This is a genomic window from Escherichia sp. MOD1-EC6021 (assembly GCF_002965245.1).
GTDB classification, from domain to species: Bacteria; Pseudomonadota; Gammaproteobacteria; order Enterobacterales; family Enterobacteriaceae; genus Escherichia; species Escherichia coli_F.
The window spans coordinates 1-25588 of record NZ_PTRU01000044.1 but is presented as its reverse complement, the minus strand read 5'-3'; the positions used below and the strand labels follow the sequence as shown (position 1 = coordinate 25588).

Sequence of the window (25588 nt, the reverse complement as noted above, 5' to 3'; positions counted from 1 at the left end):
CGCTGACCCGGCGGCGTGTTTGCCGTTGTTCCGTGTCAGTGGTGGCGCATTATAGGGAGTTATTCCGGCCTGACAAGCGAAAAATATAAAAACTTTATCGTTCGCTCATTTTTCAGGCAAAACATCTTGAATATAGTCTTTTCCGTCTAATTTATAGACAAAAACGAGCCCCGAAGGACTCGTTTTATCATTACTGAACGGCGACAATCCTGTCTTCATTAACTTCCAGGCGAATAACTTTACCCGGAACCAATTCACCAGACAGTATTTGCTGTGCCAGCGGGTTTTCGATCTGCTGCTGGATAGCACGTTTCAGAGGACGTGCACCATAGACCGGATCGTAACCGTTCTCGCTCAGCAGTTTCAGCGCCTCGTCAGAAATGTGGATTTCATAACCACGTTCTTCCAGACGTTTGTACAGACGTTTCAACTGAATCTGCGCAATCGACGCAATGTGCTGTTCACCCAGCGGATGGAAGACCACCACTTCATCGATACGGTTAATGAATTCCGGACGGAAGTTATGGCTTACCACACCGAGTACCAGCTCTTTCATGTGCGCATAATCCAGTTCACCGAAGCGTTCCTGAATCAAATCGGAACCGAGGTTAGAGGTCATAATGACAACCGTATTACGGAAGTCGACCGTTCTCCCCTGCCCGTCAGTCAGACGCCCATCATCCAGTACCTGCAACAGAATGTTGAAGACATCCGGATGCGCTTTTTCCACTTCATCCAGCAGGATGACGGAATACGGACGACGACGCACCGCTTCGGTCAGGTAGCCACCTTCTTCATAACCGACATATCCCGGAGGCGCACCAACCAGACGAGACACCGAGTGTTTCTCCATAAACTCGGACATATCGATACGGACCATCGCCTCGTCGCTATCAAACATAAAGTTCGCCAGCGCCTTACAAAGCTCAGTTTTCCCCACACCCGTTGGGCCGAGGAACAGGAATGAACCAATCGGGCGATTCGGGTCAGCAAGCCCCGCACGGCTACGACGAATAGCGTTAGATACCGCATCAACCGCTTCGTTCTGACCAATAACGCGATGGTGCAGCTCTTGCTCCATACGCAGCAGTTTTTCGCGCTCGCTTTCCATCATGCGAGAAACCGGAATCCCCGTCCAACGCGCCAGCACTTCAGCAATTTCGGCGTCGGTCACTTTATTACGCAAGAGACGCATAGTTTTGCCTTCGAGCTGCGTTGCGGCTTCCAGTTGCTTTTCCAGTTCTGGAATTTTGCCGTATTGCAGTTCAGACATCCGCGCCAGATCACCCACACGGCGAGCCTGTTCAATGGCGATTTTCGCCTGTTCCAGTTCCGCTTTAATGGTCTGCGTACCAGAAAGCGACGCTTTCTCAGCTTTCCACTCTTCTTCTAACTCGGAGTACTGACGTTCTTTGTCGCTCAGTTCTTCGTTGAGCATATCCAGGCGTTTTTTACTGGCTTCATCAGACTCTTTCATTAGCGCCTGTTGTTCCAGTTTGAGCTGGATGATACGACGATCGAGTCGGTCGAGTTCTTCCGGTTTTGAGTCAATCTGCATACGAATGCTGGATGCTGCTTCATCGATCAGGTCGATGGCTTTATCCGGCAGCTGACGGTCAGCAATGTAGCGATGAGACAACGTCGCAGCTGCAACAATTGCCGGGTCAGTAATTTGCACATGGTGGTGCAGTTCGTAACGTTCTTTCAGGCCACGCAGAATAGCAATGGTGTCTTCAACAGAAGGCTCGGCAACAAACACTTTCTGGAAACGACGTTCCAGCGCAGCATCTTTTTCGATGTACTGGCGATATTCGTCCAGTGTCGTGGCACCTACGCAGTGCAATTCACCACGCGCCAGCGCCGGTTTCAGCATGTTGCCGGCGTCCATTGCGCCATCGGCTTTACCCGCACCGACCATGGTATGTAATTCGTCGATAAACAGGATGACGTTGCCTTCCTGTTTGGCGAGATCGTTAAGCACGCCTTTTAAACGTTCTTCAAACTCACCGCGATATTTCGCCCCGGCCACCAGCGCGCCCATATCCAGCGCCAGTACGCGGCGGCCTTTCAGCCCTTCCGGTACCTCGCCATTGATAATACGCTGAGCCAGACCTTCAACGATGGCTGTTTTACCAACGCCTGGTTCACCAATCAGCACCGGGTTATTTTTAGTACGACGTTGCAGTACCTGAATGGTACGGCGAATTTCTTCATCACGGCCAATCACCGGATCGAGTTTGCCTTGTTCGGCTCGTTCGGTGAGGTCGATGGTGTATTTTTTCAAAGCCTGACGTTGGTCTTCAGCTCCTTGATCGTTCACGCTTTCACCTCCACGCATTTGTTCAATCGCTTGAGTAATGTTGGCGGTGGTCGCCCCTGCTGCTTTCAGGATGTCGGCCAGCGTGCCGCGAGACTCAAGTGCCGCCAGAACGAACAGTTCTGACGAGATAAAGTTATCACCACGTTTTTGCGCCAGCTTGTCGCAAAGATTAAGAACGCGCACCAGATCCTGTGATGGCTGGACATCACCACCAGTACCTTCAACCTGTGGTAAACGATTTAATGCCTGATTGATATCTGTGCGCAACTGGCCAGCATTAATGCCAGCGGATGTTAATAAAGGACTAACTGAACCCCCTTCCTGATTCAGCAGGGCGCTCATTAAATGAAGTGGTTCGATGAATTGGTTGTCGTGCCCGAGTGCAAGTGATTGGGCATCGGCAAGAGCAAGCTGGAATTTATTAGTAAGACGATCCAGACGCATAACTCCTCCCATAACGGATCAAAGTTGCTACTGGAGATTAAATGAGGTCATCCCTCAATTATTCAAGGTTATTGACCAGATTAATGTGAAAAGAAAATCACGCGTACCGGATCGTCTTGATTCTTTAGGTTATATCAGCCAAATGAAACTTGCCATACGACCGGTGGTCTTGTCGCGACGATAAGAGAAGAATGTCTCATTTTCCGTATATGTACAACGGTCGCCGCCGAAAATTTGCTCAACACCAACGTTCGCCAGACGCTGCCGGGCAAGCTGATAAATATCCGCCAGATATTTATCTCCATGCTGAATGAAAGCTGCACTCGCTTTGGCGTCTACTGCCATAAACGCCTCGCGAACCTCCGCTCCCACTTCAAACGCGCGTGGACCAATTGCCGGCCCTAACCAGGCGAGAATGTTTTCGGGATTATCAGCAAAACAGGAAACCGTCTCTTCCAGCACGCCTGCGCACAGTCCACGCCAGCCAGCATGAGCGGCGGCGACTTCCGTTCCCGCTCGATTGCAAAACAGCACGGGGAGGCAGTCGGCAGTCATCACAGCGCAAACCGTGCCCGGCGTGTTGCTATAAGAGGCATCTGCTCGTTTTGAGGCATAAGGTTCGCCAGTAAGCTTAAGCACATCTTTGCCGTGTACCTGCTCAAGCCAGACCGGTTTTGAAGGCAAATTGCCCGCAGCAAAAAGTCGCTTACGATTTTCCTCGACGTAATCCGGGTTATCGCCACAATGGGCACCGAGGTTGAGCGAGTCATACGGCGGCAAGCTCACGCCGCCGATACGGGTAGAGCTACAGGCCGCAACACCTTTTGGCAGCGGCCACTGCGGGACAATCAGCTTACTCATAACCAGTCCACTTCATCCTTATGCTCTTCGAAATCGGCGCGCATCACCTCAATCAGCTCCACCATATCTTGTGGAATAGGCGCATGCCATTCCATTTCGATGCCGGAGATCGGGTGATAAAGACGCAGCATGGTTGCATGAAGCGCCTGGCGGTCAAACTTACGCAGCGTGGAGATAAACGCTTCCGAAGCACCTTTTGGCGGACGCGGACGGCCGCCATAAACCGGATCGCCCACCAGCGGATGAGTGATATGGGCCATATGCACGCGGATCTGGTGCGTACGTCCGGTTTCCAGACGCAACCGCAGACGCGTGTGCACACGGAAGTGTTCCATGATGCGATAGTGAGTGACCGCCGGTTTACCCATCGGATGCACCGCCATGTGAGTACGTTTGGTCGGGTGGCGGCTGATTGGTTCATCTACTGTACCGCCAGCGGTCATATGACCAATTGCCACCGCTTCATACTCACGAGTAATTTCACGCCGTTGCAAAGATTCGACTAAACGCGTCTGAGCCGGAACGGTTTTTGCCACAACCATCAGGCCGGTGGTGTCTTTATCCAGACGATGGACGATGCCCGCACGCGGTACATCGGCAATGGGCGGATAATAATGAAGCAACGCATTCAGTACCGTGCCATCCGGGTTACCCGCGCCAGGATGTACAACCAGGTCGCGTGGTTTATTAATGACGATGATATCTTCATCTTCATAGACGATATCCAACGGGATATCCTGCGGTTCAAAACGCGCTTCTTCTTCAATCTCAGCGTTGATGGCCACCTGCTCGCCACCCAATACTTTTTCTTTCGGCTTATCACAAACTTTGCCGTTAACCAGCACGCGCTGGTCGAGGATCCATTCTTTTATTCGCGAACGTGAATAATCCGGGAACATTTCGGCCAAAGCCTGATCTAAGCGTTGACCGAGTTGGTTTTCGGACACCGTTGCAGTGAGCTGTACTCGTTGTGCCATATATACTGCTTCTTCGTTTATCGTTGGGGTTTTACGGCTTTGCCGTTTAATATAGTGTGCTATTGTAGCTGGTCTTAACCGGGAGCAGGAACAGAGAATCTCCCGTATTACATTTTGAGGAAAGTCAAAACGTCATGACGCGCATGAAATATCTGGTGGCAGCCGCCACACTAAGCCTGTTTTTGGCGGGTTGCTCGGGGTCAAAGGAAGAAGTACCTGATAATCCGCCAAATGAAATTTACGCGACTGCACAACAAAAGCTGCAGGACGGTAACTGGAGACAGGCAATAACGCAACTGGAAGCGTTAGATAATCGCTATCCGTTTGGTCCGTATTCGCAGCAGGTGCAGCTGGATCTCATCTACGCCTACTATAAAAACGCCGATTTGCCGTTAGCACAGGCTGCCATCGATCGTTTTATTCGCCTTAACCCGACCCATCCGAATATCGATTATGTCATGTACATGCGTGGCCTGACCAATATGGCGCTGGATGACAGTGCGCTGCAAGGGTTCTTTGGCGTTGACCGTAGCGATCGCGATCCTCAACATGCACGAGCTGCGTTTAGTGACTTTTCCAAACTGGTGCGCGGCTATCCGAACAGTCAGTACACCACCGATGCCACCAAACGTCTGGTATTCCTGAAAGATCGTCTGGCGAAATATGAATACTCCGTTGCCGAGTATTATACAGAACGTGGTGCATGGGTTGCTGTCGTTAACCGCGTAGAAGGCATGTTGCGCGACTATCCGGATACCCAGGCTACGCGTGATGCGCTGCCGCTGATGGAAAATGCATACCGTCAGATGCAGATGAATGCGCAAGCTGAAAAAGTAGCGAAAATCATCGCCGCAAACAGCAGCAATACATAACAGAAACCTGAAACACAAAACGGCAGCCTTGAGCTGTAATGCCGATCAGTTAAGGATCAGTTGACCGATCCAGTGCCTGTGTAAGAATCCGGAAACGCTCACTCGTTTCCGGATTTTTTTTATGCTCATTGGACAGGCCCTTGATTTGGTATCCCGTTACGATTCTCTGCGTAACCCACTGACTTCTCTGGGGGATTACCTCGACCCCGAACTCATCTCTCGTTGCCTTGCCGAATCAGGTACTGTAACGCTACGCAAGCGCCGTCTTCCCCTCGAAATGATGGTCTGGTGTATTGTTGGCATGGCGCTTGAGCGTAAAGAACCTCTTCATCAGATTGTGAATCGCCTGGACATCATGCTGCCGGGCAATCGCCCCTTCGTTGCCCCCAGTGCCGTTATTCAGGCCCGCCAGCGCCTGGGAAGTGAGGCTGTCCGCCGCGTGTTCACGAAAACAGCGCAGCTCTGGCATAACGCCACGCCGCATCCGCACTGGTGCGGCCTGACCCTGCTGGCCATCGATGGTGTGTTCTGGCGCACACCGAATACACCAGAGAACGATGCAGCCTTCCCCCGCCAGACACATGCCGAGAACCCGGCGCTCTACCCGCAGGTCAAAATGGTCTGCCAGATGGAACTGACCAGCCATCTGCTGACGTCGATGACGGACGCCATGCGCTTCACCGGGACGTATACCGGAGCTGATGCGCGATCTTGCAAGTATGGGACAACCAGTGAAATTACCGACAAGAAGGGAAAGGGCCTTCCCGAGAGTGGTAAAGGAGAGGCCCTGGAAATACCCCACAGCCCCGAAAAAGAGCCAGTCAGTTGCTTAACTGACTGGCATTACAGCCTTGAGCTGCCGTTTTTTTATTCTGTTAGTTGTGAAACTGAAGCGATTTAGTCACTATCGATCTCATCAAATATGGCTCGCTTTGAGATATTCCTCAAGTAAAAAAACACCTCTTCCTGCGATTTCTCACAAAAAAGATTCGTTGACAAAAAGTGACAAAATTATGAGATTTCCATCACACATTTTGACATCAGGAACGGTATGCTGAATTCACCAAGACGGGAAGACAAGAGGTAAAATTTATGACAATGAACATTACCAGCAAACAAATGGAAATTACTCCGGCCATCCGCCAACATGTCGCAGACCGTCTCGCCAAACTGGAAAAATGGCAAACACATCTGATTAATCCACATATCATTCTGTCCAAAGAGCCACAAGGTTTTGTTGCTGACGCCACAATCAATACTCCTAACGGCGTTCTGGTTGCCAGTGGTAAACATGAAGATATGTACACCGCAATTAACGAATTGATCAACAAGCTGGAACGGCAGCTCAATAAACTGCAGCACAAAGGCGAAGCACGTCGTGCCGCAACATCGGTGAAAGACGCCAACTTCGTCGAAGAAGTTGAAGAAGAGTAGTCCTTTATATTGAGTGTATCGCCAACGCGCCTTCGGGCGCGTTTTTTGTTGACAGCGTGAAAACAGTACGGGTACTGTACTGAAGTCACTTAAGGAAACAAACATGAAACACACACCGTTTTTCTTCGCATTCTTTTTTACCTTCCCTTGAATGGGAGGCGTTTCGTCGTGTGAAACAGAATGCGAAGACGAACAATAAGGCCTCCCAAACCGGGGGGCCTTTTTTATTGATAACAAAAAGGCAACACTATGACATCGGAAAACCCGTTACTGGCGCTGCGAGAGAAAATCAGCGCGCTGGATGAAAAATTATTAGCATTACTGGCAGAGCGGCGCGAACTGGCCGTCGAGGTGGGAAAAGCCAAACTGCTCTCTCATCGCCCGGTACGTGATATTGATCGCGAACGCGATTTGCTGGAAAGATTAATTACGCTCGGTAAAGCGCACCATCTGGACGCCCATTACATTACTCGCCTGTTCCAGCTCATCATTGAAGATTCCGTATTAACTCAGCAGGCACTGCTCCAGCAACATCTCAATAAAATTAATCCGCACTCAGCACGCATCGCTTTTCTCGGCCCCAAAGGCTCCTATTCACATCTTGCCGCTCGTCAGTACGCTGCGCGTCACTTTGAGCAATTCATTGAAAGTGGCTGCGCCAAATTTGCCGATATTTTTAATCAGGTGGAAACCGGCCAGGCCGACTATGCCGTCGTACCGATTGAAAATACCAGCTCCGGTGCCATAAACGACGTTTACGATCTGCTGCAACATACCAGTTTGTCGATTGTTGGCGAGATGACGTTAACTATCGATCATTGTTTGTTGGTCTCCGGCACTACTGATTTATCCACCATTAATACGGTCTACAGCCATCCGCAGCCATTCCAGCAATGCAGCAAATTCCTTAATCGTTATCCGCACTGGAAGATTGAATATACCGAAAGTACGTCTGCGGCAATGGAAAAGGTTGCACAGGCAAAATCACCGCATGTTGCTGCGTTGGGAAGCGAAGCTGGCGGCACTTTGTACGGTTTGCAGGTACTGGAGCATATTGAAGCGAATCAGCGACAAAACTTCACCCGATTTGTGGTGTTGGCACGTAAAGCCATTAACGTTTCTGACCAGGTTCCGGCGAAAACGACGTTGTTAATGGCGACCGGACAACAAGCTGGTGCGCTGGTTGAAGCGTTGCTGGTACTGCGCAACCACAATCTGATTATGACCCGTCTGGAATCACGCCCGATTCACGGAAACCCGTGGGAAGAGATGTTTTATCTGGATATTCAGGCCAATCTGGAATCAGCGGAAATGCAACAGGCGTTGAAAGAGCTAGGTGAAATCACTCGCTCGATGAAAGTCCTGGGCTGTTACCCAAGCGAGAATGTGGTACCAGTCGATCCGGCATAATGAAATCGTGCCGGGTGAAACACGCCACCCGGCACTGGATTATTACTGGCGACTGTCATTCGCCTGACGCAATAACACGCGGCTTTCACTCTGAAAACGCTGTGCGTAATCGCCGAACCAGTGCTCCACCTTGCGGAAACTGTCAATAAACGCCTGCTTATCGCCCTGCTCCAGCAACTCAATCGCCTCGCCGAAACGCTTATAGTAACGTTTGATTAACGCCAGATTACGCTCTGACGACATAATAATGTCGGCATACAGTTGCGGATCCTGGGCAAACAGTCGCCCAACCATCGCCAGCTCAAGGCGGTAAATCGGCGAAGAAAGCGCCAGAAGTTGCTCAAGCTGAACATTTTCTTCTGCCAGGTGCAGCCCATAAGCAAAAGTAGCAAAGTGGCGCAGTGCCTGAATAAACGCCATATTCTGATCGTGCTCGACAGCGCTAATACGATGCAGCCGAGCGCCCCAGACCTGAATTTGCTCCAGAAACCATTGGTATGCTTCCGGCTTACGTCCATCACACCAGACCACAACTTGCTTTGCCAGGCTACCGCTGTCCGGGCCGAACATCGGGTGTAACCCCAGCACCGGACCATCATGCGCCGCCAGCATGGCCTGTAATGGTCCATTTTTCACCGATGCCAGATCGACCAGAATACAATCTTTCGGTAAAGGCGGTAATTTGCCAATAACTTGTTCAGTAACGTGAATGGGCACACTAACAATCACCATTCCGGCATCGGCAACAATATCAGCCGCTCGATCCCAGTCATGTTGCTCCAGAATCCGCACCTGATAACCCGAGAGCGTCAGCATCTTCTCGAACAGACGTCCCATCTGACCGCCACCACCGACGATAACCACCGGACGCAGAGACGGACAAAGCGTTTTAAATCCTTTGTCGTTTTCACTGGAGTAAGATTCACGCATCACCCGACGCAAAACATCCTCAATCAGATCTGGCGGTACACCCAGAGCTTCCGCCTCTGCACGCCGCGAGGCCAGCATAGATGCCTCGCGCTCCGGAACATAAATAGGCAGTCCAAAGCGGCTTTTCACCTCGCCAACTTCAGCAACCAGTTCCAGACGCTTCGCTAATAAATTCAGTAGCGCTTTATCGACTTCATCAATTTGATCGCGTAATGCGGTCAATTCAGCAACCATAATAAACCTCTTAAGCCACGCGAGCCGTCAGCTGCCCGTTCAGATCCTGATGAATTTCACGCAGCAAGGCATCGGTCATTTCCCAACTAATGCAGGCATCGGTTACGGATACACCGTATTTCATTTCACTGCGCGGTTGCTCGGAAGACTGATTGCCCTCGTGGATATTACTTTCGATCATCAGACCAATAATTGAGCGATTGCCATCTTTGATTTGAGCAACCACGGATTCTGCCACCGCAGGCTGACGGCGATAATCTTTATTGGAATTACCGTGGCTGCAATCTACCATCAGAGACGGGCGCAGTCCCGCCTGTTCCATCTCTTTTTCACATTGCGCAACATCCGCAGGGCTATAGTTTGGCGCTTTACCACCGCGCAGGATCACATGCCCGTCCGGATTCCCCTGAGTTTGTAGCAACGCAACCTGCCCTGCCTGGTTAATGCCAACAAAACGGTGCGGCTGGGCGGCGGCGCGCATAGCGTTAATTGCCGTTGCCAGACTGCCATCGGTGCCGTTTTTAAAACCAACCGGCATGGAAAGCCCGGAGGCCATTTCACGGTGAGTTTGCGATTCCGTTGTACGAGCACCAATTGCTGACCAGCTAAACAGATCGCCCAGGTATTGCGGGCTATTCGGATCTAACGCTTCCGTTGCCAGTGGCAGTCCCATATTCACCAGCTCAAGCAGCAATTTACGCGCGATCTGCAGCCCGGCTTCTACATCAAAAGAGCCATCCATATGGGGATCGTTAATCAACCCTTTCCAACCGACAGTGGTACGGGGTTTTTCAAAATAGACGCGCATTACCAGATAGAGGCTATCGCTGACCTCTGCGGCAAGGGCTTTAAATCGACGAGCATATTCCAGAGCAGTTTCCGGATCATGAATGGAACAAGGACCACATACTACCAACAGACGAGGATCGCGCCCGGCGATAATATCTGAAATGGTTTTACGCGAGTCAGCAATCTGGGCTTCCTGTTGCAGGCTTAATGGAAAAGCGGCCTTCAGTTGTTCCGGAGTCATTAAAACTTGTTCGTCGGTAATATGTACGTTATTCAACGCGTCTTTTTGCATGATGGCGATCCTGTTTATGCTCGTTTGCGATAGTTGATCCTCAGCGAGGATGACGTAACGATAACACATAAAGTAAAGTTTTCAATCCATATTTCGTACATTTTTCTTTACACAAACAATTTATTCGTGCTTTTAACCCTTGTTTATGTATAAATAAATTTACACCTCCTTTGAAAACAATCCGCTATGCTTTGAAAAAGGAGAAAGAAATGATGAAAAAGTTTATCGCCCCCTTGTTGGCTTTACTGGTTAGCGGATGTCAGATTGATCCTTATACTCACGCGCCAACCTTGACCAGCACCGACTGGTATGATGTTGGTATGGAAGATGCGATATCGGGCAACGCCATAAAAGATGACGATGCATTTAGCGATTCACAGGCGGATCGCGGTCTATACCTTAAAGGATATGCCGAAGGACAAAAGAAAACTTGCCAGACCGATTTTACTTATGCCCGAGGACTTTCCGGTAAAAGCTTTCCTGCCAGCTGCAACAATGTTGAAAATGCCAGCCAACTGCATGAAGTATGGCAAAAAGGGGCTGATGAGAATGCCAGCACAATACGATTAAATTAATTAACCCCCCCAACAATAAATTAAACATGAGATTTTACTTATTATTTTTTATTTCCCACTCTGATGACGACTGCATAAAAAAATGATATTTTAATGAGCATTCTGAAAAATTATCGATGCATTGCAAGCGAAGATGGTGAGGATCCCTGAATGCGTTTTTCTCATCGTCTGTTCTTACTGCTGATTCTCCTCCTGACGGGAGCACCAATACTCGCTCAGGAACCTTCAGACGTTGCGAAAAACGTGCGTACGATGGTTTCCGGTATTGTCAGTTACACTCGCTGGCCTGCGCTATCAGGCCTACCAAAGTTATGTATCTTTTCATCTTCACGTTTTAGTACCGCCCTACAAGAGAATGGCGCGACATCTTTGCCTTATCTGCCTGTCATCATTCACTCTCAACAAGAGGCGATGATATCAGGCTGCAATGGTTTTTATTTTGGCAACGAGTCACCAACATTCCAGATGGAATTAACCGAACAATATCCGTCAAAGGCGTTATTATTAATTGCCGAACAAAATGCCGAGTGCATTATTGGCAGCGCCTTTTGTCTGATCATCCACAATAATGACGTCAGATTTGCCGTAAACCTGGATGCCTTATCGCGTAGCGGTGTAAAGGTGAACCCAGATGTCTTAATGCTCGCACGGAAGAAAAATGATGGATAACGATAATTCTCTTAATAAGCGCCCCACGTTTAAAAGAGCATTACGCAACATCAGTATGACCAGCATATTTATCACTATGATGCTGATCTGGTTGCTGCTTTCCGTGACCTCGGTGCTGACCCTGAAACAGTACGCGCAAAAAAACCTGGCACTGACAGCAGCAACAATGACTTACAGTCTGGAAGCAGCGGTCGTTTTTGCCGATGGCCCTGCAGCAACTCAAACACTGGCAGCGCTGGGGAAGCAAGGGCAATTTTCAACTGCAGAAGTGCGTGATAAGCAGCAAAATATTCTGGCATCCTGGCATTACACCCGTAAGGATCCAGGCGATACTTTCAGCAATTTCATAAGCCACTGGCTCTTCCCTGCCCCCATCACTCAGCCGATTCGTCACAATGGTGAAACCATTGGCGAAGTACGCTTAACCGCTCGCGACAGCTCGATCAGCCATTTTATCTGGTTTTCGCTCGCTGTCCTGACCGGTTGTATTCTGCTGGCATCAGGCATCGCAATTACCCTCACCCGCCATTTGCACAATGGCCTGGTGGAAGCGCTGAAAAATATCACCGATGTCGTACATGATGTGCGTTCCAACCGCAATTTTTCCCGACGAGTTTCGGAAGAACGTATCGCTGAGTTTCACCGCTTCGCTCTCGACTTCAACAGTCTGCTGGATGAAATGGAAGAGTGGCAGCTTCGTTTACAGGCCAAAAATGCGCAGCTTCTACGTACCGCGCTACATGACCCATTAACCGGGCTGGCGAACCGGGCTGCGTTTCGTAGCGGCATCAACACGTTGATGAGCAGTTCCGACGCCAGAAAAACGTCGGCGTTACTGTTTCTTGATGGCGATAATTTTAAATATATCAACGATACCTGGGGTCATGCGACGGGCGATCGGGTCTTGATTGAGGTAGCAAAACGGTTAGCAGAATTTGGCGGGCTGCAACATAAAGCATACCGCATAGGCGGCGATGAATTCGCGATGGTGCTCTATGGTGTACAGTCGGAATCTGAAGTGCAGCGGATATGCTCAGCACTGACACAAATCTTTAATCGCCCGTTTGATCTTCATAATGGTCATCAGACCACCATGACATTAAGCATTGGTTACGCGATGACCATTGAGCATGCCTCTGCGGAAAAATTACAAGAGCTGGCCGATCACAATATGTATCAGGCCAAACACCAGCGTGCCGAAAAGCTGGTGAGATAACAAGGATATATCGATATGATAAAGCACCTGGTAGCACCCCTGATTTTCACCTCGCTAGTACTGACTGGCTGCCAGTCCCCTCAGGGAAAGTTTACTCCTGAGCAAGTTGCCGCTATGCAATCTTATGGATTTACTGAATCCGCCGGCGACTGGTCGCTGGGATTATCAGATGCCATTCTGTTCGCAAAAAATGACTACAAATTGCTCCCGGAAAGCCAGCAACAGATCCAAACCATGGCAGCCAAATTGGCCTCGACAGGGCTAACGCATGCCCGTATGGATGGACACACCGACAACTATGGTGAAGACAGTTACAACGAAGCCTTATCATTGAAACGGGCGAATGTTGTGGCCGATGCATGGGCTATAGGTGGACAAATTCCGCGCAGCAACCTCACCACACAGGGTTTAGGAAAAAAATATCCCATAGCCAGTAACAAGACCGCCCAGGGCCGCGCCGAGAACCGCCGCGTCGCAGTAGTGATTACTACCCCTTAAAACACGAGCAAACAGATAAAAAAAGGGCCAGCCAATTGGCCAGCCCTTCTTAACAGGATGTCGCTTAAGCGAAATCTTAGTTAAGACGCTCTTTGATACGAGCAGCCTTACCAGTACGCTCACGCAGGTAGTACAGTTTAGCTTTACGAACAGCACCACGACGTTTGACAGAAATGCTGTCAACTACCGGAGAGTGAGTCTGGAAGACACGCTCAACGCCTTCGCCGTTGGAAATTTTACGAACAGTGAATGCAGAGTGCAGACCGCGGTTACGAATAGCGATAACCACGCCCTCGAATGCCTGCAGACGTTTTTTGGAACCTTCAACAACCCATACTTTCACTTCCACGGTATCACCCGGACGGAAGGAAGGTACGTCCTGCTTCATCTGCTCTTGTTCAAGTTGCTTAATAATGTTGCTCATAATTTAATCTCTTATCCTGGGTAAACTGATATCTCGGGGGCTTACGCCATCCCATCATGTTTATGTTGCTGTTGTGCGTGTTCCGTTTTGAACTCCGCCAGCAACCTTGCTTGCTCTTCAGTCAGAGCCAGGTTTTCCAGAAGTTCAGGTCTTCTAAGCCAGGTACGGCCCAGCGACTGTTTCAAACGCCAGCGACGTATCTCAGCATGGTTGCCCGACAGTAACACTGACGGAACTTCCATCCCTTCTAACACCTCAGGCCGTGTATAGTGCGGGCAATCCAGCAATCCTTCAGCAAAGGAATCTTCCGTTGCCGAAGCTTCATGTCCCAGTACTCCCGGAATAAACCGGGAAACGGAGTCAATCAGCGTCATTGCTGGTAACTCACCACCACTGAGAACGTAATCGCCGATTGACCATTCTTCGTCAATTTCGGTTTGGATCACGCGCTCATCTATACCTTCGTAGCGACCGCACACCAGAATCAATTTTTGATTCGTTGCCAGTTCGCTGACGCCTGCTTGATCAAGCTTGCGCCCCTGCGGTGACAGATAAATCACCTTTGCGCCTTCACCCGCCGCGGCTTTTGCTGCATGAATGGCGTCCCGTAAAGGTTGCACCATCATTAACATCCCCGGTCCGCCGCCGTAAGGACGATCGTCCACAGTACGGTGCCGGTCATGCGTGAAGTCACGAGGACTCCAGCTCTGGATGCTCAGCAGGCCATTTTTAACTGCCCGGCCAGTTACCCCGTAATCGGTAATTGCGCGGAACATTTCAGGAAACAGGCTAATTATGCCAATCCACATAGCGCCGTCTTTTACCGTTTATCCGGTGGTTTAAAAACCAGGATCCCAATCTACTTCGATTGAACGAGTAGTGAGATCGACTTTCTTGATAACCTGCCCATCGAGGAACGGTACGAGACGTTCCTTGATACCAAACGCATCTTTCAGGTTTGCCTTAATGACGAGAACGTCATTAGATCCGGTTTCCATCATATCGATGACTTTACCGAGATCGTAGCCTTCAGTGGTTATTACCTGGCAGCCCATCAGGTCTTTCCAGTAGTAGTCACCCTCTTCAAGCTGAGGCAGCTGCGATGAATCCACGACAATTTCACAATTCGTCAGCAGGTTCGCCGCATCACGATCGTCAACGCCTTTCAGCTTGATGATCATGTCCTGATTGTGGTGCTTCCAGCTTTCCAGCTGGACTTGCTGCCACTGACCCGCCTTCTGGATAAACCAGGGCTGATAGTCAAAAATGCTTTCGGCGTCTTCGGTGGAAGAAAACACTCTGAGCCACCCACGAATACCGTAAGACGAACCCATTTTTCCCAAAACGATGGGATCAACAGGTGCTTGCGCGGTGAGTTGTTTGCTCATCATGACCACCGTGACAGATTAAGCTGCTTTGTTTACTTCTTTGATCAGCGCTGCAACGCGATCAGAAATAGTTGCGCCCTGGCCAACCCAGTGAGCGATGCGATCCAGATCCAGGCGAGTGCCTTCTTCTTTTTCGCTAGCGATTGGGTTGAAGAAACCAACGCGCTCGATGAAGCGACCGTTGCGTGCATTACGGCTGTCAGCGACAACAACCTGGTAGAACGGACGCTTTTTAGCGCCGTGACGTGCTAAACGAATAGTTACCATAACATCCTCTTGTGTGAATAAAACAACCGGACCCCATCGAGGAACGGAGTCCGGTGTCATATTAAAAGCCCGAAAATTTTACTGATTTCTGGAGAAAATGCAATCAGCAGTTAATAACTCTGTCGCATAAGGTCATTTAGCGACCAGGAAATCCCGGCGGCATCATCCCTTTCATGCTTCTCATCATCTTCGCCATTCCGCCCTTCTTCATTTTCTTCATCATGCGCTGCATGTCGTCGAACTGTTTCAGAAGACGGTTAACGTCCTGCACCTGCATACCGCAACCGGCAGCGATACGGCGTTTACGCGAACCTTTGATGATTTCTGGCTTAGCGCGCTCTTTCATCGTCATCGAGTTGATGATGGCTTCCATACGCACCAGCACTTTATCGTCCATCTGCGACTTGACGTTATCCGGGATCTGCCCCATGCCCGGCAGTTTGCCCATCAGGCTAGCCATGCCGCCCATATTTTTCATCTGGCGCAGTTGCTCAAGGAAGTCGTTGAGATCGAAGCCGTCGCCTTTTTTCAGCTTGCTGGCTAATTTCTCTGCCTGCGCGCGGTCAACTTTACTTTCGATATCTTCGATCAGCGACAGCACGTCGCCCATGCCGAGAATACGGGAAGCGATGCGGTCCGGATGGAACGGCTCCAGCGCCTCGGTTTTCTCGCCAACACCGAGGAACTTGATCGGTTTGCCCGTAATGTGACGAATAGAGAGCGCCGCACCGCCACGAGCATCGCCGTCGACTTTAGTCAGTACCACACCGGTCAGCGGTAACGCTTCATTGAATGCTTTTGCCGTATTGGCCGCATCCTGACCGGTCATGGCGTCAACCACAAACAGGGTTTCAACCGGGTTAATCGACGCATGGACTTGTTTGATCTCGTCCATCATCGCTTCGTCAACGTGCAGACGACCAGCGGTATCCACCAGCAGCACGTCGTAGAATTTCAGTTTGGCTTCTTTCAGCGCCGCGTTAACAATATCAACCGGCTTCTGACCAACATCAGAAGGGAAGAAATCAACGCCCACCTGCTCTGCCAGCGTCTCAAGCTGTTTGATTGCCGCCGGGCGATAGACGTCAGCAGAAACCACCAGCACTTTCTTCTTGTGCTTCTCACGCAGGAACTTACCGAGCTTGCCCACGCTGGTTGTTTTACCGGCACCTTGCAGGCCCGCCATCAGTACCACCGCTGGCGGTTGCGCAGCCAGATTCAGGGTCTGGTTCTCTTCGCCCATCGCCGCAACCAGTTCGTTACGGACGATTTTGACGAACTCCTGCCCCGGCGTCAGGCTCTTATTAACTTCATGACCAACCGCTTTCTCTTTTACGCGATTGATAAACTCACGCACTACCGGCAGGGCGACGTCCGCCTCCAGCAGCGCCATGCGCACTTCGCGCAGCGTATCTTTTACGTTGTCTTCAGTGAGGCGTCCACGGCCACTGATATTGCGCAGCGTGCGCGACAAACGATCGGTTAAATTATCAAACATTGTCTCTCGCCTGGGGTGGAAACGGTTGGCCGCAATCGCGACACATCATCAGTATTTTGCCGCAGTATAACATGAAGGCGTCTTTGTTGTTATGCAACGGTTGGAGCAGCGTTCACCTGACGCTATACTGCTTCTCTTTCTTATTGCTCAAACTGTCGACATTACTATGCCCGTTTTTGCTCTGCTCGCGCTTGTCGCCTACTCCGTCAGTCTTGCGCTGATTGTTCCCGGTCTGCTGCAAAAAAACGGCGGCTGGCGGCGCATGGCTATTATTTCTGCGGTCATCGCGCTGGTCTGCCACGCAATCGCTCTGGAAGCCCGCATCCTGCCCGACGGTGATAGCGGACAAAACCTCAGCCTGCTGAACGTTGGTTCGCTGGTCAGTTTGATGATCTGTACGGTAATGACCATCGTGGCTTCTCGCAATCGTGGCTGGTTGCTGCTACCCATTGTCTATGCCTTTGCGCTTATCAACCTGGCGCTGGCCACCTTTATGCCCAATGAATACATCACCCATCTGGAAGCAACGCCTGGGATGCTGGTGCACATTGGCTTATCGCTCTTTTCCTATGCCACGCTGATTATCGCCGCTCTGTATGCATTACAACTGGCGTGGATTGATTACCAACTGAAGAACAAGAAGCTGGCGTTTAACCAGGAAATGCCGCCGTTGATGAGTATCGAGCGTAAAATGTTCCACATCACGCAGATTGGCGTGGTGCTGTTAACGCTCACTCTTTGCACTGGCCTGTTCTACATGCACAACTTATTTAGCATGGAAAATATCGACAAGGCCGTGCTCTCTATCGTGGCGTGGTTTGTCTATATTGTGCTGCTGTGGGGACATTATCATGAAGGATGGCGTGGACGCCGCGTCGTCTGGTTTAACGTTGCGGGTGCAGTCATTCTGACACTGGCCTACTTCGGCAGCCGAATTGTCCAGCAGTTAATCAGCTAATCCCAGAAAAGGAGTTTCCCCTGGAACACATTTCTACTACTACGTTGATCATTATTCTGATCATCATGGTGGTCATTTCAGCCTATTTTTCCGGGTCCGAAACCGGAATGATGACCCTCAACCGCTATCGTCTGAGGCATATGGCGAAACAGGGTAATCGCTCGGCCAAACGCGTCGAAAAATTGCTGCGTAAGCCAGACCGCCTGATAAGCCTGGTGTTAATCGGCAATAACCTGGTCAATATTCTTGCTTCCGCGCTCGGCACTATTGTGGGGATGCGTTTGTACGGGGATGCGGGCGTGGCAATTGCGACTGGTGTGCTTACTTTTGTCGTACTGGTTTTTGCTGAAGTATTGCCGAAAACCATTGCCGCGCTGTACCCGGAAAAAGTCGCCTATCCAAGTAGTTTTCTGCTGGCACCGCTGCAAATTTTGATGATGCCACTGGTCTGGTTGCTAAACGCTATTACCCGCATGTTAATGCGCATGATGGGCATCAAAACCGATATCGTGGTTAGTGGATCTTTAAGCAAAGAAGAATTACGCACCATTGTGCACGAATCGCGGTCACAGATTTCCCGTCGCAATCAGGATATGCTGTTGTCGGTACTCGATCTGGAAAAAATGACCGTCGATGACATCATGGTGCCGCGTAGTGAAATTATCGGTATTGATATCAACGATGACTGGAAATCGATTCTCCGCCAACTCTCCCACTCACCTCACGGACGCATCGTGCTCTACCGTGACTCGCTTGACGACGCCATCAGTATGCTGCGAGTACGTGAAGCCTGGCGACTCATGTCGGAAAAAAAAGAGTTCACCAAAGAAACCATGCTACGCGCCGCGGACGAAATCTATTTTGTCCCGGAAGGTACGCCGCTCAGCACGCAGCTGGTGAAGTTTCAGCGCAACAAAAAGAAAGTCGGCCTGGTCGTCAACGAGTATGGAGATATTCAGGGTCTGGTGACGGTCGAAGATATTCTCGAAGAGATTGTTGGTGATTTCACCACGTCGATGTCGCCAACGCTCGCCGAAGAGGTCACGCCGCAAAACGACGGTTCGGTGATTATCGATGGCACTGCCAACGTGCGGGAAATCAACAAAGCCTTCAACTGGCATCTACCGGAAGATGATGCACGAACGGTTAATGGCGTCATTCTTGAGGCACTGGAAGAGATTCCTGTCGCAGGAACTCGCGTGCGTATTGGCGAGTACGATATCGATATTCTCGATGTACAGGACAATATGATTAAGCAGGTAAAAGTTTTTCCTGTGAAACCGCTGCGTGAGAGTGTGGCGGAGTAACGAAAACGGCCCGGCATTCGCATGCTGGGCCGTGATTTATTACGAAAGCAGAAATTAAGCTTTTGCTTTCGCTACAGTAACCATCGCCGCACGAATCGTACGACCATTCAGCGTATAACCCTTCTGCATAATACCCAGTACGTTACCTGGCGCAACGTCATCAGATTCCACCATTGCGATGGCCTGATGCACATTCGGGTCCAGTGGGACGTTAGTTTCGGCGATCACTTCAACGCCAAACTTACGCACAACATCCAGCATCGACTTCAGCGTCAGCTCAATACCTTCAACCATCGCGGACATATCCGGGTTAGCTTTATCAGCCACTTCCAGCGCACGATCCAGGCTATCAATCACCGGCAGCAATTCGTTGATGAATTTCTCCAGCGCGAATTTATGGGCTTTTTCGATATCCAGTTCAGTACGGCGACGCAGGTTTTCCATTTCGGCTTTTACGCGCAAAATGCCGTCACGTTCACGGGTCTGGGCTTCAGCCAGCTGAGCTTCGAGATTCGCAATTTTTTCATCGCGCGGATCCACCTGCTCAGCAGAAGCTTCTGGCTCAACTGCCTCAATCTCTTCGTGCTGATCCATGATAATTTCTTCCGGGGCTTGCCCCTCAGGCGTTTTCTGTTCTTTACTACTCATGAATTTCTCCGCGTTTTTTTCGCATTCATCTCGCTAACTTCGCTTATTATGGGGATCAGTTTCAGGGTTTCAAGGGAAGCACTCACATTGTCATCAATCTTCGCAACAAGGACCTCGGAAAAATGAATAATCATTTCAAGTGTATTGGCATTGTGGGACACCCACGGCACCCCACTGCACTGACAACACATGAAATGCTCTACCGCTGGCTGTGCACAAAAGGTTACGAGGTCATCGTTGAGCAACAAATCGCTCACGAACTGCAACTGAAGAATGTGAAAACTGGCACGCTCGCGGAGATTGGGCAACAGGCTGATCTCGCGGTTGTCGTTGGCGGCGACGGTAATATGCTGGGCGCGGCGCGCACGCTCGCCCGCTACGATATTAAAGTTATTGGAATCAACCGTGGCAACCTGGGTTTCCTGACTGACCTTGATCCCGATAACGCCCAGCAACAATTAGCCGATGTGCTGGAAGGTCACTACATCAGCGAGAAACGTTTTTTGCTGGAAGCGCAAGTCTGTCAGCAAGATTGCCAAAAGCGCATCAGCACCGCGATAAATGAAGTGGTACTTCATCCAGGCAAAGTGGCGCATATGATTGAGTTCGAAGTATATATCGACGAGATCTTTGCGTTTTCGCAGCGTTCCGATGGCCTGATTATTTCGACACCTACAGGCTCCACTGCCTATTCTCTCTCGGCAGGCGGTCCAATCCTGACGCCTTCTCTGGATGCAATTACCCTGGTGCCCATGTTCCCGCATACGTTGTCAGCACGACCACTGGTCATAAACAGCAGCAGCACGATCCGTCTGCGTTTTTCACATCGCCGTAACGACCTGGAAATCAGTTGCGACAGCCAGATAGCACTACCGATTCAGGAAGGAGAAGATGTCCTGATTCGTCGCTGTGATTACCATCTGAATCTGATTCATCCGAAAGATTACAGCTATTTCAATACATTAAGCACCAAGCTCGGCTGGTCAAAAAAATTATTCTAATTTTACGCCAGCCTCTTTACTGTATATAAAACCAGTTTATACTGTACACAATAACAGTAATGGTTTTTCATACAGGAAAACAACTATGTTGGCACAACTGACCATCAGCAACTTTGCTATCGTTCGTGAGCTTGAGATTGATTTTCACAGCGGCATGACCGTAATCACCGGCGAGACCGGCGCGGGTAAATCTATTGCAATAGATGCCCTGGGCCTTTGTCTCGGCGGTCGCGCTGAAGCCGACATGGTGCGTACCGGCGCTGCTCGCGCAGATCTGTGCGCCCGTTTTTCTCTGAAAGATACACCCGCAGCACTGCGCTGGCTGGAAGAAAACCAACTGGAAGATGGCCGTGAATGCCTGCTTCGTCGCGTAATCAGTAGCGATGGTCGCTCTCGTGGTTTTATCAACGGTACAGCTGTTCCACTGTCACAACTGCGCGAACTGGGCCAGTTGCTCATTCAGATCCATGGTCAGCACGCCCATCAATTACTCACCAAACCCGAGCACCAAAAATTCCTGCTTGATGGCTATGCTAATGAAACCTCTCTGCTTCAGGAAATGACCGCACGTTATCAGTTGTGGCATCAAAGCTGCCGCGACCTCGCGCATCATCAACAGTTAAGTCAGGAACGCGCCGCTCGTGCGGAGCTGCTGCAATACCAATTAAAAGAACTTAACGAATTTAATCCTCAGCCCGGAGAGTTTGAGCAAATCGACGAAGAGTACAAACGTCTGGCGAACAGCGGTCAATTGCTGACCACCAGCCAGAATGCATTGGCATTAATGGCCGACGGTGAAGACGCAAACCTGCAAAGTCAGCTTTACACGGCTAAACAACTGGTGAGCGAATTGATTGGCATGGACAGCAAACTGTCCGGCGTACTTGATATGCTGGAAGAAGCTACCATCCAGATTGCTGAAGCCAGCGACGAACTGCGCCACTACTGCGATCGTCTGGATCTCGATCCCAACCGACTGTTTGAACTTGAACAGCGTATCTCAAAACAGATTTCGCTGGCACGTAAACATCACGTCAGCCCTGAGGCATTGCCACAGTATTACCAGTCGCTACTGGAAGAACAGCAGCAACTGGACGATCAGGCCGACTCACAAGAAACGCTCGCGCTGGCGGTAACGAAACATCATCAGCAGGCACTGGAAACGGCGCGCGCGTTACACCAGCAACGCCAGCATTATGCAAATGAGTTGGCACAGCTGATCACCGATAGTATGCATGCACTCTCTATGCCACATGGGCAGTTTACGATCGATGTTAAATTTGACGAGCATCACCTGGGCGCTGACGGCGCTGATCGTATTGAGTTTCGGGTAACCACCAACCCAGGTCAGCCAATGCAGCCTATTGCCAAAGTCGCATCCGGTGGTGAGTTGTCCCGCATCGCATTGGCAATCCAGGTCATTACCGCGCGTAAAATGGAAACCCCGGCACTGATTTTTGATGAAGTGGATGTAGGGATTAGCGGCCCAACAGCGGCAGTTGTCGGCAAACTGCTACGTCAACTTGGCGAATCAACTCAGGTGATGTGTGTTACCCACCTGCCACAAGTCGCGGGATGTGGTCATCAACACTATTTTGTCAGCAAAGAAACCGATGGTGCGATGACAGAAACGCATATGGAGTCGCTGGACAAAAAAGCGCGGTTACAAGAGCTGGCGCGCCTGCTTGGTGGCAGTGAAGTCACACGTAACACACTGGCGAATGCGAAAGAACTGCTTGCGGCGTAAACTTTTTTCCTGCTTCACGGTCAGAGTAAACAGCAAAACGCCGTAAGACCGGAAAGCAAAAGGTTTTAAAGTGATGAAAGGTCTATTATCATCGGCATATTACAGATGAGCCACGTACTGCTCGGGCCCGAAAAGGAATCAAATCACTATGCGCTGTAAAACGCTGACTGCTGCAGCAGCAGTACTATTGATGTTGACCGCAGGCTGTTCCACTCTGGAGCGAGTGGTTTACCGTCCTGACATCAACCAGGGGAACTATCTGACCGCTAACGACGTATCCAAAATACGTGTTGGCATGACGCAACAACAAGTTGCGTACGCATTGGGTACACCGCTGATGTCCGATCCATTTGGTACGAATACCTGGTTCTATGTCTTCCGCCAGCAACCAGGTCATGAAGGTGTAACGCAGCAAACGCTGACGCTGACCTTTAACAGTAGCGGGGTGTTGACCAACATTGATAACAAACCTGCGCTGAGTGGTAACTAATAATAAAGTTGCTCTCAAAGACGTTAAAAAAGGTGCTCAATAAGCACCTTTTTTCTGTCTGTTATTTATTCGCTGATTTTTCTGCTCGTTGCCTGCGAAGCTCTTTAGGATCGGCAATGAGAGGACGATAAATCTCCACCCGATCGCCATCATGCACGGTATCGCTCAGTTTTGCCGGACGGCTGTAAATGCCGACTTTGTTTTTAGTTAAATCGATATCGGTACGCAATTCCAGCAAGCCACTGGTGCGAATAGCTTCTTCAACCGTCGCGCCCTCCTGCAGCGTCACGCGCTGCAGGTACTGCTTCTCAGGTAGAGCATAAGCCACCTCAACGGCAATTTTACCTGGCACTGTAAACCTCTTTCGCACGAACCGTAAAAGCCTGGACCATATTAGCCGCCAGCTCTTTAAACACGCGGCCAAAGGCGAGTTCAATCAACTTATTGGTAAACTCAAAGTCGAGATGAAACTCGATACGACACGCCTCCTGGCTCAGCGGCGTAAACTTCCATCCACCGATCAATTTCTTGAACGGCCCATCCACCAGATTCATAAGAATACTTTGGTTACTGGTCAACTGGTTGCGGGTAGTAAACGTTTTGCTGATCCCAGCCTTAGAGACATCTACCGCCGCGGTCATCTGCCCAGGAGTGGACTCCAGAATCCGACTTCCGGTACAACCCGGCAAAAACTGAGGATAAGACTGAACGTCATTCACTAACTGATACATTTGCTCCGCGCTGTAGGGTACCAGTGCGGTCCGGCTAATCTGAGGCATAACAATTTCCATCAACAAAAATCCAACAAATAATATCATTTATCCTGCTGTAAAAAAAACGCTATCCCGGCGCTGGGTAACATCGGGTTCATGCTAAGATAGAGCCTTGTCCCCCGCAGGATTGATATGGGGTGTTTTCGATTTCAGATTACCGATGATTCACGACGCTTATGACGAAGAAAAAAGCACATAAACCTGGTTCAGCGACCATCGCACTTAACAAGCGCGCCCGTCACGAATACTTTATCGAAGAAGAGTTCGAAGCGGGACTTGCCCTGCAAGGCTGGGAGGTTAAATCCCTGCGCGCAGGAAAAGCCAATATCAGCGACAGCTACGTCCTTCTACGTGATGGAGAAGCATTTCTGTTTGGCGCTAACATCACGCCAATGGCTGTGGCATCCACGCATGTGGTGTGCGATCCTACCCGTACCCGCAAGTTACTTCTCAACCAGCGCGAACTGGACTCATTGTACGGTCGCGTCAATCGAGAAGGCTATACCGTAGTGGCGCTCTCCCTGTACTGGAAAAATGCCTGGTGCAAAGTGAAAATCGGCGTCGCTAAAGGTAAGAAACAGCACGATAAACGTTCAGACATCAAAGAACGCGAATGGCAGGTGGATAAAGCGCGTATCATGAAAAACGCCCACCGTTAAATCTGCACTCCAATTATTGACCAGTTCCTCACCGCGCCACCCTCTCCGGCGGCGCGAATGAACATCTTATTGGCTATCACATCCGACCCAAATGTTGCCATCCCATTGCTTAATCGAATAAAAATCAGGCTACATGGGTGCTAAATCTTTAACGATAACGCCATTGAGGCTGGTCATGGCACTCATGAATCTGGTATACTTACCGTTACACATTGGGGCTGATTCTGGATTCGACGGGATTTGCGAAACCCAAGGTGCATGCCGAGGGGCGGTTGGCCTCGTAAAAAGCCGCAAAAAATAGTCGCAAACGACGAAAACTACGCTTTAGCAGCTTAATAACCTGCTTAGAGCCCTCTCTCCCTAGCCTCCGCTCTTAGGACGGGGATCAAGAGAGGTCAAACCCAAAAGAGATCGCGTGGAAGCCCTGCCTGGGGTTGAAGCGTTAAAACTTAATCAGGCTAGTTTGTTAGTGGCGTGTCCGTCCGCAGCTGGCAAGCGAATGTAAAGACTGACTAAGCATGTAGTACCGAGGATGTAGGAATTTCGGACGCGGGTTCAACTCCCGCCAGCTCCACCAATCATGATTGGACGGTGCAAGGACAACACCAACAAAAACAGGAAGTTAGAAGTCTCAGCAAGACACCGACCAGACGGTGAGGAGACATAAAAGGATACGCAAAGGAGCCGCGGCTCCTGGTGATATGAAAGCCCACAGATGTGGGCTTTTTCGTTGATGGTCAGAACGACCAGTTCACACCAGCCACCGCGTTCCACGGGGATTCCACACCGGCACCATGGCTATACCCCACCCCGAGATGCCCGCTTAACGAACTGCTGAATGAGGCTTTAATACCTGCCTGGTATATTCCACGTCTGCCCGACAAATCATTGACAAAATTACCGTCAT

At 50.2% G+C, this 25588-nt stretch carries 28 protein-coding genes, 1 other RNA gene, 1 pseudogene and 1 other annotated feature; of the genes and pseudogenes, 16 read left to right on the top strand and 14 right to left on the bottom strand.

Features of this window, described 5'->3' with window-relative positions; genetic code table 11:
- Positions 1-190: 190 nt before the first annotated feature.
- The 3 genes from clpB to rluD all read right to left on the bottom strand — a co-directional run bounded on the left by clpB (position 191) and on the right by rluD (position 4602).
- Positions 191-2764: an ATP-dependent chaperone ClpB gene (gene clpB / locus BEB54_RS25805; RefSeq protein WP_001235102.1), complete on the bottom strand. Its 2574-nt coding sequence runs from the start codon at positions 2762-2764 to the stop codon at positions 191-193.
- A gap of 129 nt (positions 2765-2893) precedes the next feature.
- Positions 2894-3625 carry a purine nucleoside phosphorylase YfiH gene (gene yfiH / locus BEB54_RS25800; protein ID WP_105277866.1) on the bottom strand — a complete coding sequence of 244 codons (732 nt, stop codon included), beginning with the start codon at positions 3623-3625 and terminating at the stop codon, positions 2894-2896.
- A complete protein-coding gene (rluD, locus tag BEB54_RS25795) occupies positions 3622-4602 on the bottom strand; it encodes a 23S rRNA pseudouridine(1911/1915/1917) synthase RluD (RefSeq protein ID WP_000079112.1) in 981 nt (326 codons plus the stop codon). Before rluD ends, yfiH begins: the two co-directional genes overlap by 4 nt.
- A gap of 134 nt (positions 4603-4736) precedes the next feature.
- Between rluD and bamD the strand changes: the two genes are divergently transcribed.
- The 5 genes and pseudogenes from bamD (at position 4737) to pheA (ending at position 8318) form a co-directional block, all read left to right on the top strand.
- Positions 4737-5474 (top strand): outer membrane protein assembly factor BamD, encoded by a 738-nt coding sequence (gene bamD, locus BEB54_RS25790; protein ID WP_000197686.1) that lies wholly within the window; start codon positions 4737-4739, stop codon positions 5472-5474.
- 121 nt (positions 5475-5595) lie between these two features.
- A pseudogene (locus BEB54_RS25785) lies at positions 5596-6307 on the top strand (IS4 family transposase).
- Between the two features lie 259 nt (positions 6308-6566).
- On the top strand, positions 6567-6908 hold the full coding sequence (raiA, locus tag BEB54_RS25775) for a ribosome-associated translation inhibitor RaiA (protein WP_000178456.1): 342 nt from the start codon (positions 6567-6569) through the stop codon (positions 6906-6908).
- A gap of 102 nt (positions 6909-7010) precedes the next feature.
- Positions 7011-7136 (top strand) — a sequence feature (Phe leader region).
- Positions 7012-7059 carry a pheA operon leader peptide PheL gene (pheL, locus tag BEB54_RS25770; RefSeq protein WP_001386991.1) on the top strand — a complete coding sequence of 16 codons (48 nt, stop codon included), beginning with the start codon at positions 7012-7014 and terminating at the stop codon, positions 7057-7059. Its footprint overlaps the feature before it by 48 nt.
- Before the next feature lie 21 nt (positions 7137-7157).
- A complete protein-coding gene (gene pheA, locus BEB54_RS25765) occupies positions 7158-8318 on the top strand; it encodes a bifunctional chorismate mutase/prephenate dehydratase (protein WP_000200113.1) in 1161 nt (386 codons plus the stop codon).
- Between the two features lie 42 nt (positions 8319-8360).
- Here the strand turns inward: pheA and tyrA are convergent, their stop codons facing one another.
- A complete protein-coding gene (tyrA, locus tag BEB54_RS25760; protein ID WP_000225222.1) occupies positions 8361-9482 on the bottom strand; it encodes a bifunctional chorismate mutase/prephenate dehydrogenase in 1122 nt (373 codons plus the stop codon).
- A gap of 10 nt (positions 9483-9492) precedes the next feature.
- Positions 9493-10563: a 3-deoxy-7-phosphoheptulonate synthase AroF gene (gene aroF / locus BEB54_RS25755; protein WP_001168045.1), complete on the bottom strand. Its 1071-nt coding sequence runs from the start codon at positions 10561-10563 to the stop codon at positions 9493-9495.
- 209 nt (positions 10564-10772) lie between these two features.
- Here aroF and BEB54_RS25750 point away from each other — a divergent pair, with 209 nt between their 5' ends.
- The 4 genes from BEB54_RS25750 to BEB54_RS25735 all read left to right on the top strand — a co-directional run bounded on the left by BEB54_RS25750 (position 10773) and on the right by BEB54_RS25735 (position 13521).
- Positions 10773-11138 carry a DUF2799 domain-containing protein gene (locus tag BEB54_RS25750; RefSeq protein WP_001353010.1) on the top strand — a complete coding sequence of 122 codons (366 nt, stop codon included), beginning with the start codon at positions 10773-10775 and terminating at the stop codon, positions 11136-11138.
- A 150-nt stretch (positions 11139-11288) separates the two neighbouring features.
- On the top strand, positions 11289-11807 hold the full coding sequence (locus BEB54_RS25745) for a YfiR family protein (RefSeq protein ID WP_001212405.1): 519 nt from the start codon (positions 11289-11291) through the stop codon (positions 11805-11807).
- Positions 11797-13023, top strand: a complete 1227-nt coding sequence (gene dgcN / locus BEB54_RS25740) for a diguanylate cyclase DgcN (protein WP_077757002.1) — start codon at positions 11797-11799, stop codon at positions 13021-13023. The genes BEB54_RS25745 and dgcN overlap by 11 nt, the downstream gene beginning before the upstream one ends.
- 15 nt (positions 13024-13038) lie before the next feature.
- Positions 13039-13521, top strand: coding sequence for an OmpA family protein (locus BEB54_RS25735; protein ID WP_039021299.1), 483 nt, complete (start codon positions 13039-13041; stop codon positions 13519-13521).
- A 76-nt stretch (positions 13522-13597) separates the two neighbouring features.
- Here the strand turns inward: BEB54_RS25735 and rplS are convergent, their stop codons facing one another.
- From rplS to ffh, 5 genes are all read right to left on the bottom strand, one after another.
- A complete protein-coding gene (rplS, locus tag BEB54_RS25730; protein ID WP_000065253.1) occupies positions 13598-13945 on the bottom strand; it encodes a 50S ribosomal protein L19 in 348 nt (115 codons plus the stop codon).
- Between the two features lie 41 nt (positions 13946-13986).
- Complete coding sequence (gene trmD / locus BEB54_RS25725; protein ID WP_000264781.1) at positions 13987-14754, bottom strand: tRNA (guanosine(37)-N1)-methyltransferase TrmD; 768 nt, start codon at positions 14752-14754, stop codon at positions 13987-13989.
- 30 nt (positions 14755-14784) lie between these two features.
- Positions 14785-15333 (bottom strand): ribosome maturation factor RimM, encoded by a 549-nt coding sequence (rimM, locus tag BEB54_RS25720; RefSeq protein WP_105277833.1) that lies wholly within the window; start codon positions 15331-15333, stop codon positions 14785-14787.
- Between the two features lie 18 nt (positions 15334-15351).
- Positions 15352-15600, bottom strand: a complete 249-nt coding sequence (gene rpsP / locus BEB54_RS25715; RefSeq protein WP_000256450.1) for a 30S ribosomal protein S16 — start codon at positions 15598-15600, stop codon at positions 15352-15354.
- A gap of 136 nt (positions 15601-15736) precedes the next feature.
- The gene (ffh, locus tag BEB54_RS25710) at positions 15737-17098 is read right to left on the bottom strand and encodes a signal recognition particle protein (RefSeq protein ID WP_000460035.1); all 1362 of its coding nucleotides are present in this window, start codon (positions 17096-17098) and stop codon (positions 15737-15739) included.
- A 166-nt stretch (positions 17099-17264) separates the two neighbouring features.
- Between ffh and BEB54_RS25705 the strand changes: the two genes are divergently transcribed.
- Together BEB54_RS25705 and BEB54_RS25700 are read left to right on the top strand one after the other, a co-directional pair.
- Positions 17265-18056: a cytochrome C assembly family protein gene (locus BEB54_RS25705; RefSeq protein WP_001338897.1), complete on the top strand. Its 792-nt coding sequence runs from the start codon at positions 17265-17267 to the stop codon at positions 18054-18056.
- A 20-nt stretch (positions 18057-18076) separates the two neighbouring features.
- Complete coding sequence (locus tag BEB54_RS25700; protein WP_010723175.1) at positions 18077-19363, top strand: HlyC/CorC family transporter; 1287 nt, start codon at positions 18077-18079, stop codon at positions 19361-19363.
- 54 nt (positions 19364-19417) lie between these two features.
- On the opposite strand, the gene grpE is transcribed toward BEB54_RS25700, so the two are convergent.
- Positions 19418-20011 (bottom strand): nucleotide exchange factor GrpE, encoded by a 594-nt coding sequence (grpE, locus tag BEB54_RS25695; RefSeq protein ID WP_001296310.1) that lies wholly within the window; start codon positions 20009-20011, stop codon positions 19418-19420.
- A 122-nt stretch (positions 20012-20133) separates the two neighbouring features.
- Between grpE and nadK the strand changes: the two genes are divergently transcribed.
- The 3 genes from nadK (at position 20134) to bamE (ending at position 23249) form a co-directional block, all read left to right on the top strand.
- Entirely contained in the window at positions 20134-21012 is an 879-nt protein-coding gene (gene nadK, locus BEB54_RS25685; protein ID WP_001059176.1) for an NAD(+) kinase, read from the top strand.
- An 85-nt stretch (positions 21013-21097) separates the two neighbouring features.
- A complete protein-coding gene (gene recN / locus BEB54_RS25680) occupies positions 21098-22759 on the top strand; it encodes a DNA repair protein RecN (RefSeq protein WP_032184939.1) in 1662 nt (553 codons plus the stop codon).
- 148 nt (positions 22760-22907) lie between these two features.
- Positions 22908-23249, top strand: a complete 342-nt coding sequence (gene bamE, locus BEB54_RS25675) for an outer membrane protein assembly factor BamE (protein WP_001203437.1) — start codon at positions 22908-22910, stop codon at positions 23247-23249.
- A gap of 61 nt (positions 23250-23310) precedes the next feature.
- Here bamE and BEB54_RS25670 read toward each other — a convergent pair whose 3' ends face one another.
- Entirely contained in the window at positions 23311-23601 is a 291-nt protein-coding gene (locus BEB54_RS25670; RefSeq protein ID WP_001117842.1) for an RnfH family protein, read from the bottom strand.
- Positions 23591-24028 carry a type II toxin-antitoxin system toxin RatA gene (ratA, locus tag BEB54_RS25665; RefSeq protein ID WP_001300750.1) on the bottom strand — a complete coding sequence of 146 codons (438 nt, stop codon included), beginning with the start codon at positions 24026-24028 and terminating at the stop codon, positions 23591-23593. The genes BEB54_RS25670 and ratA overlap by 11 nt, the downstream gene beginning before the upstream one ends.
- Positions 24029-24198: 170 nt before the next feature.
- Between ratA and smpB the strand changes: the two genes are divergently transcribed.
- On the top strand, positions 24199-24681 hold the full coding sequence (gene smpB / locus BEB54_RS25660) for an SsrA-binding protein SmpB (RefSeq protein WP_000162574.1): 483 nt from the start codon (positions 24199-24201) through the stop codon (positions 24679-24681).
- A gap of 214 nt (positions 24682-24895) precedes the next feature.
- Positions 24896-25258: a transfer-messenger RNA gene (ssrA, locus tag BEB54_RS25655) on the top strand.
- A 160-nt stretch (positions 25259-25418) separates the two neighbouring features.
- On the opposite strand, the gene BEB54_RS30025 is transcribed toward ssrA, so the two are convergent.
- Positions 25419-25588 (bottom strand): autotransporter outer membrane beta-barrel domain-containing protein (locus tag BEB54_RS30025; RefSeq protein WP_077473311.1); only part of this gene is annotated, 170 nt, incomplete at its 5' end.

Coding starts and splice junctions, on each gene's coding strand:
- clpB (WP_001235102.1), bottom strand. CDS start 2,764: ATGCGTCTGGATCGTCTTACTAATAAATTCCAGCTTGCTCTTGCCGAT.
- yfiH (WP_105277866.1), bottom strand. CDS start 3,625: ATGAGTAAGCTGATTGTCCCGCAGTGGCCGCTGCCAAAAGGTGTTGCG.
- rluD (WP_000079112.1), bottom strand. CDS start 4,602: ATGGCACAACGAGTACAGCTCACTGCAACGGTGTCCGAAAACCAACTC.
- bamD (WP_000197686.1), top strand. CDS start 4,737: ATGACGCGCATGAAATATCTGGTGGCAGCCGCCACACTAAGCCTGTTT.
- raiA (WP_000178456.1), top strand. CDS start 6,567: ATGACAATGAACATTACCAGCAAACAAATGGAAATTACTCCGGCCATC.
- pheA (WP_000200113.1), top strand. CDS start 7,158: ATGACATCGGAAAACCCGTTACTGGCGCTGCGAGAGAAAATCAGCGCG.
- tyrA (WP_000225222.1), bottom strand. CDS start 9,482: ATGGTTGCTGAATTGACCGCATTACGCGATCAAATTGATGAAGTCGAT.
- aroF (WP_001168045.1), bottom strand. CDS start 10,563: ATGCAAAAAGACGCGTTGAATAACGTACATATTACCGACGAACAAGTT.
- BEB54_RS25750 (WP_001353010.1), top strand. CDS start 10,773: ATGATGAAAAAGTTTATCGCCCCCTTGTTGGCTTTACTGGTTAGCGGA.
- BEB54_RS25745 (WP_001212405.1), top strand. CDS start 11,289: ATGCGTTTTTCTCATCGTCTGTTCTTACTGCTGATTCTCCTCCTGACG.
- dgcN (WP_077757002.1), top strand. CDS start 11,797: ATGATGGATAACGATAATTCTCTTAATAAGCGCCCCACGTTTAAAAGA.
- BEB54_RS25735 (WP_039021299.1), top strand. CDS start 13,039: ATGATAAAGCACCTGGTAGCACCCCTGATTTTCACCTCGCTAGTACTG.
- rplS (WP_000065253.1), bottom strand. CDS start 13,945: ATGAGCAACATTATTAAGCAACTTGAACAAGAGCAGATGAAGCAGGAC.
- trmD (WP_000264781.1), bottom strand. CDS start 14,754: ATGTGGATTGGCATAATTAGCCTGTTTCCTGAAATGTTCCGCGCAATT.
- rimM (WP_105277833.1), bottom strand. CDS start 15,333: ATGAGCAAACAACTCACCGCGCAAGCACCTGTTGATCCCATCGTTTTG.
- rpsP (WP_000256450.1), bottom strand. CDS start 15,600: ATGGTAACTATTCGTTTAGCACGTCACGGCGCTAAAAAGCGTCCGTTC.
- ffh (WP_000460035.1), bottom strand. CDS start 17,098: ATGTTTGATAATTTAACCGATCGTTTGTCGCGCACGCTGCGCAATATC.
- BEB54_RS25705 (WP_001338897.1), top strand. CDS start 17,265: ATGCCCGTTTTTGCTCTGCTCGCGCTTGTCGCCTACTCCGTCAGTCTT.
- grpE (WP_001296310.1), bottom strand. CDS start 20,011: ATGAGTAGTAAAGAACAGAAAACGCCTGAGGGGCAAGCCCCGGAAGAA.
- nadK (WP_001059176.1), top strand. CDS start 20,134: ATGAATAATCATTTCAAGTGTATTGGCATTGTGGGACACCCACGGCAC.
- recN (WP_032184939.1), top strand. CDS start 21,098: ATGTTGGCACAACTGACCATCAGCAACTTTGCTATCGTTCGTGAGCTT.
- bamE (WP_001203437.1), top strand. CDS start 22,908: ATGCGCTGTAAAACGCTGACTGCTGCAGCAGCAGTACTATTGATGTTG.
- ratA (WP_001300750.1), bottom strand. CDS start 24,028: ATGCCTCAGATTAGCCGGACCGCACTGGTACCCTACAGCGCGGAGCAA.
- smpB (WP_000162574.1), top strand. CDS start 24,199: ATGACGAAGAAAAAAGCACATAAACCTGGTTCAGCGACCATCGCACTT.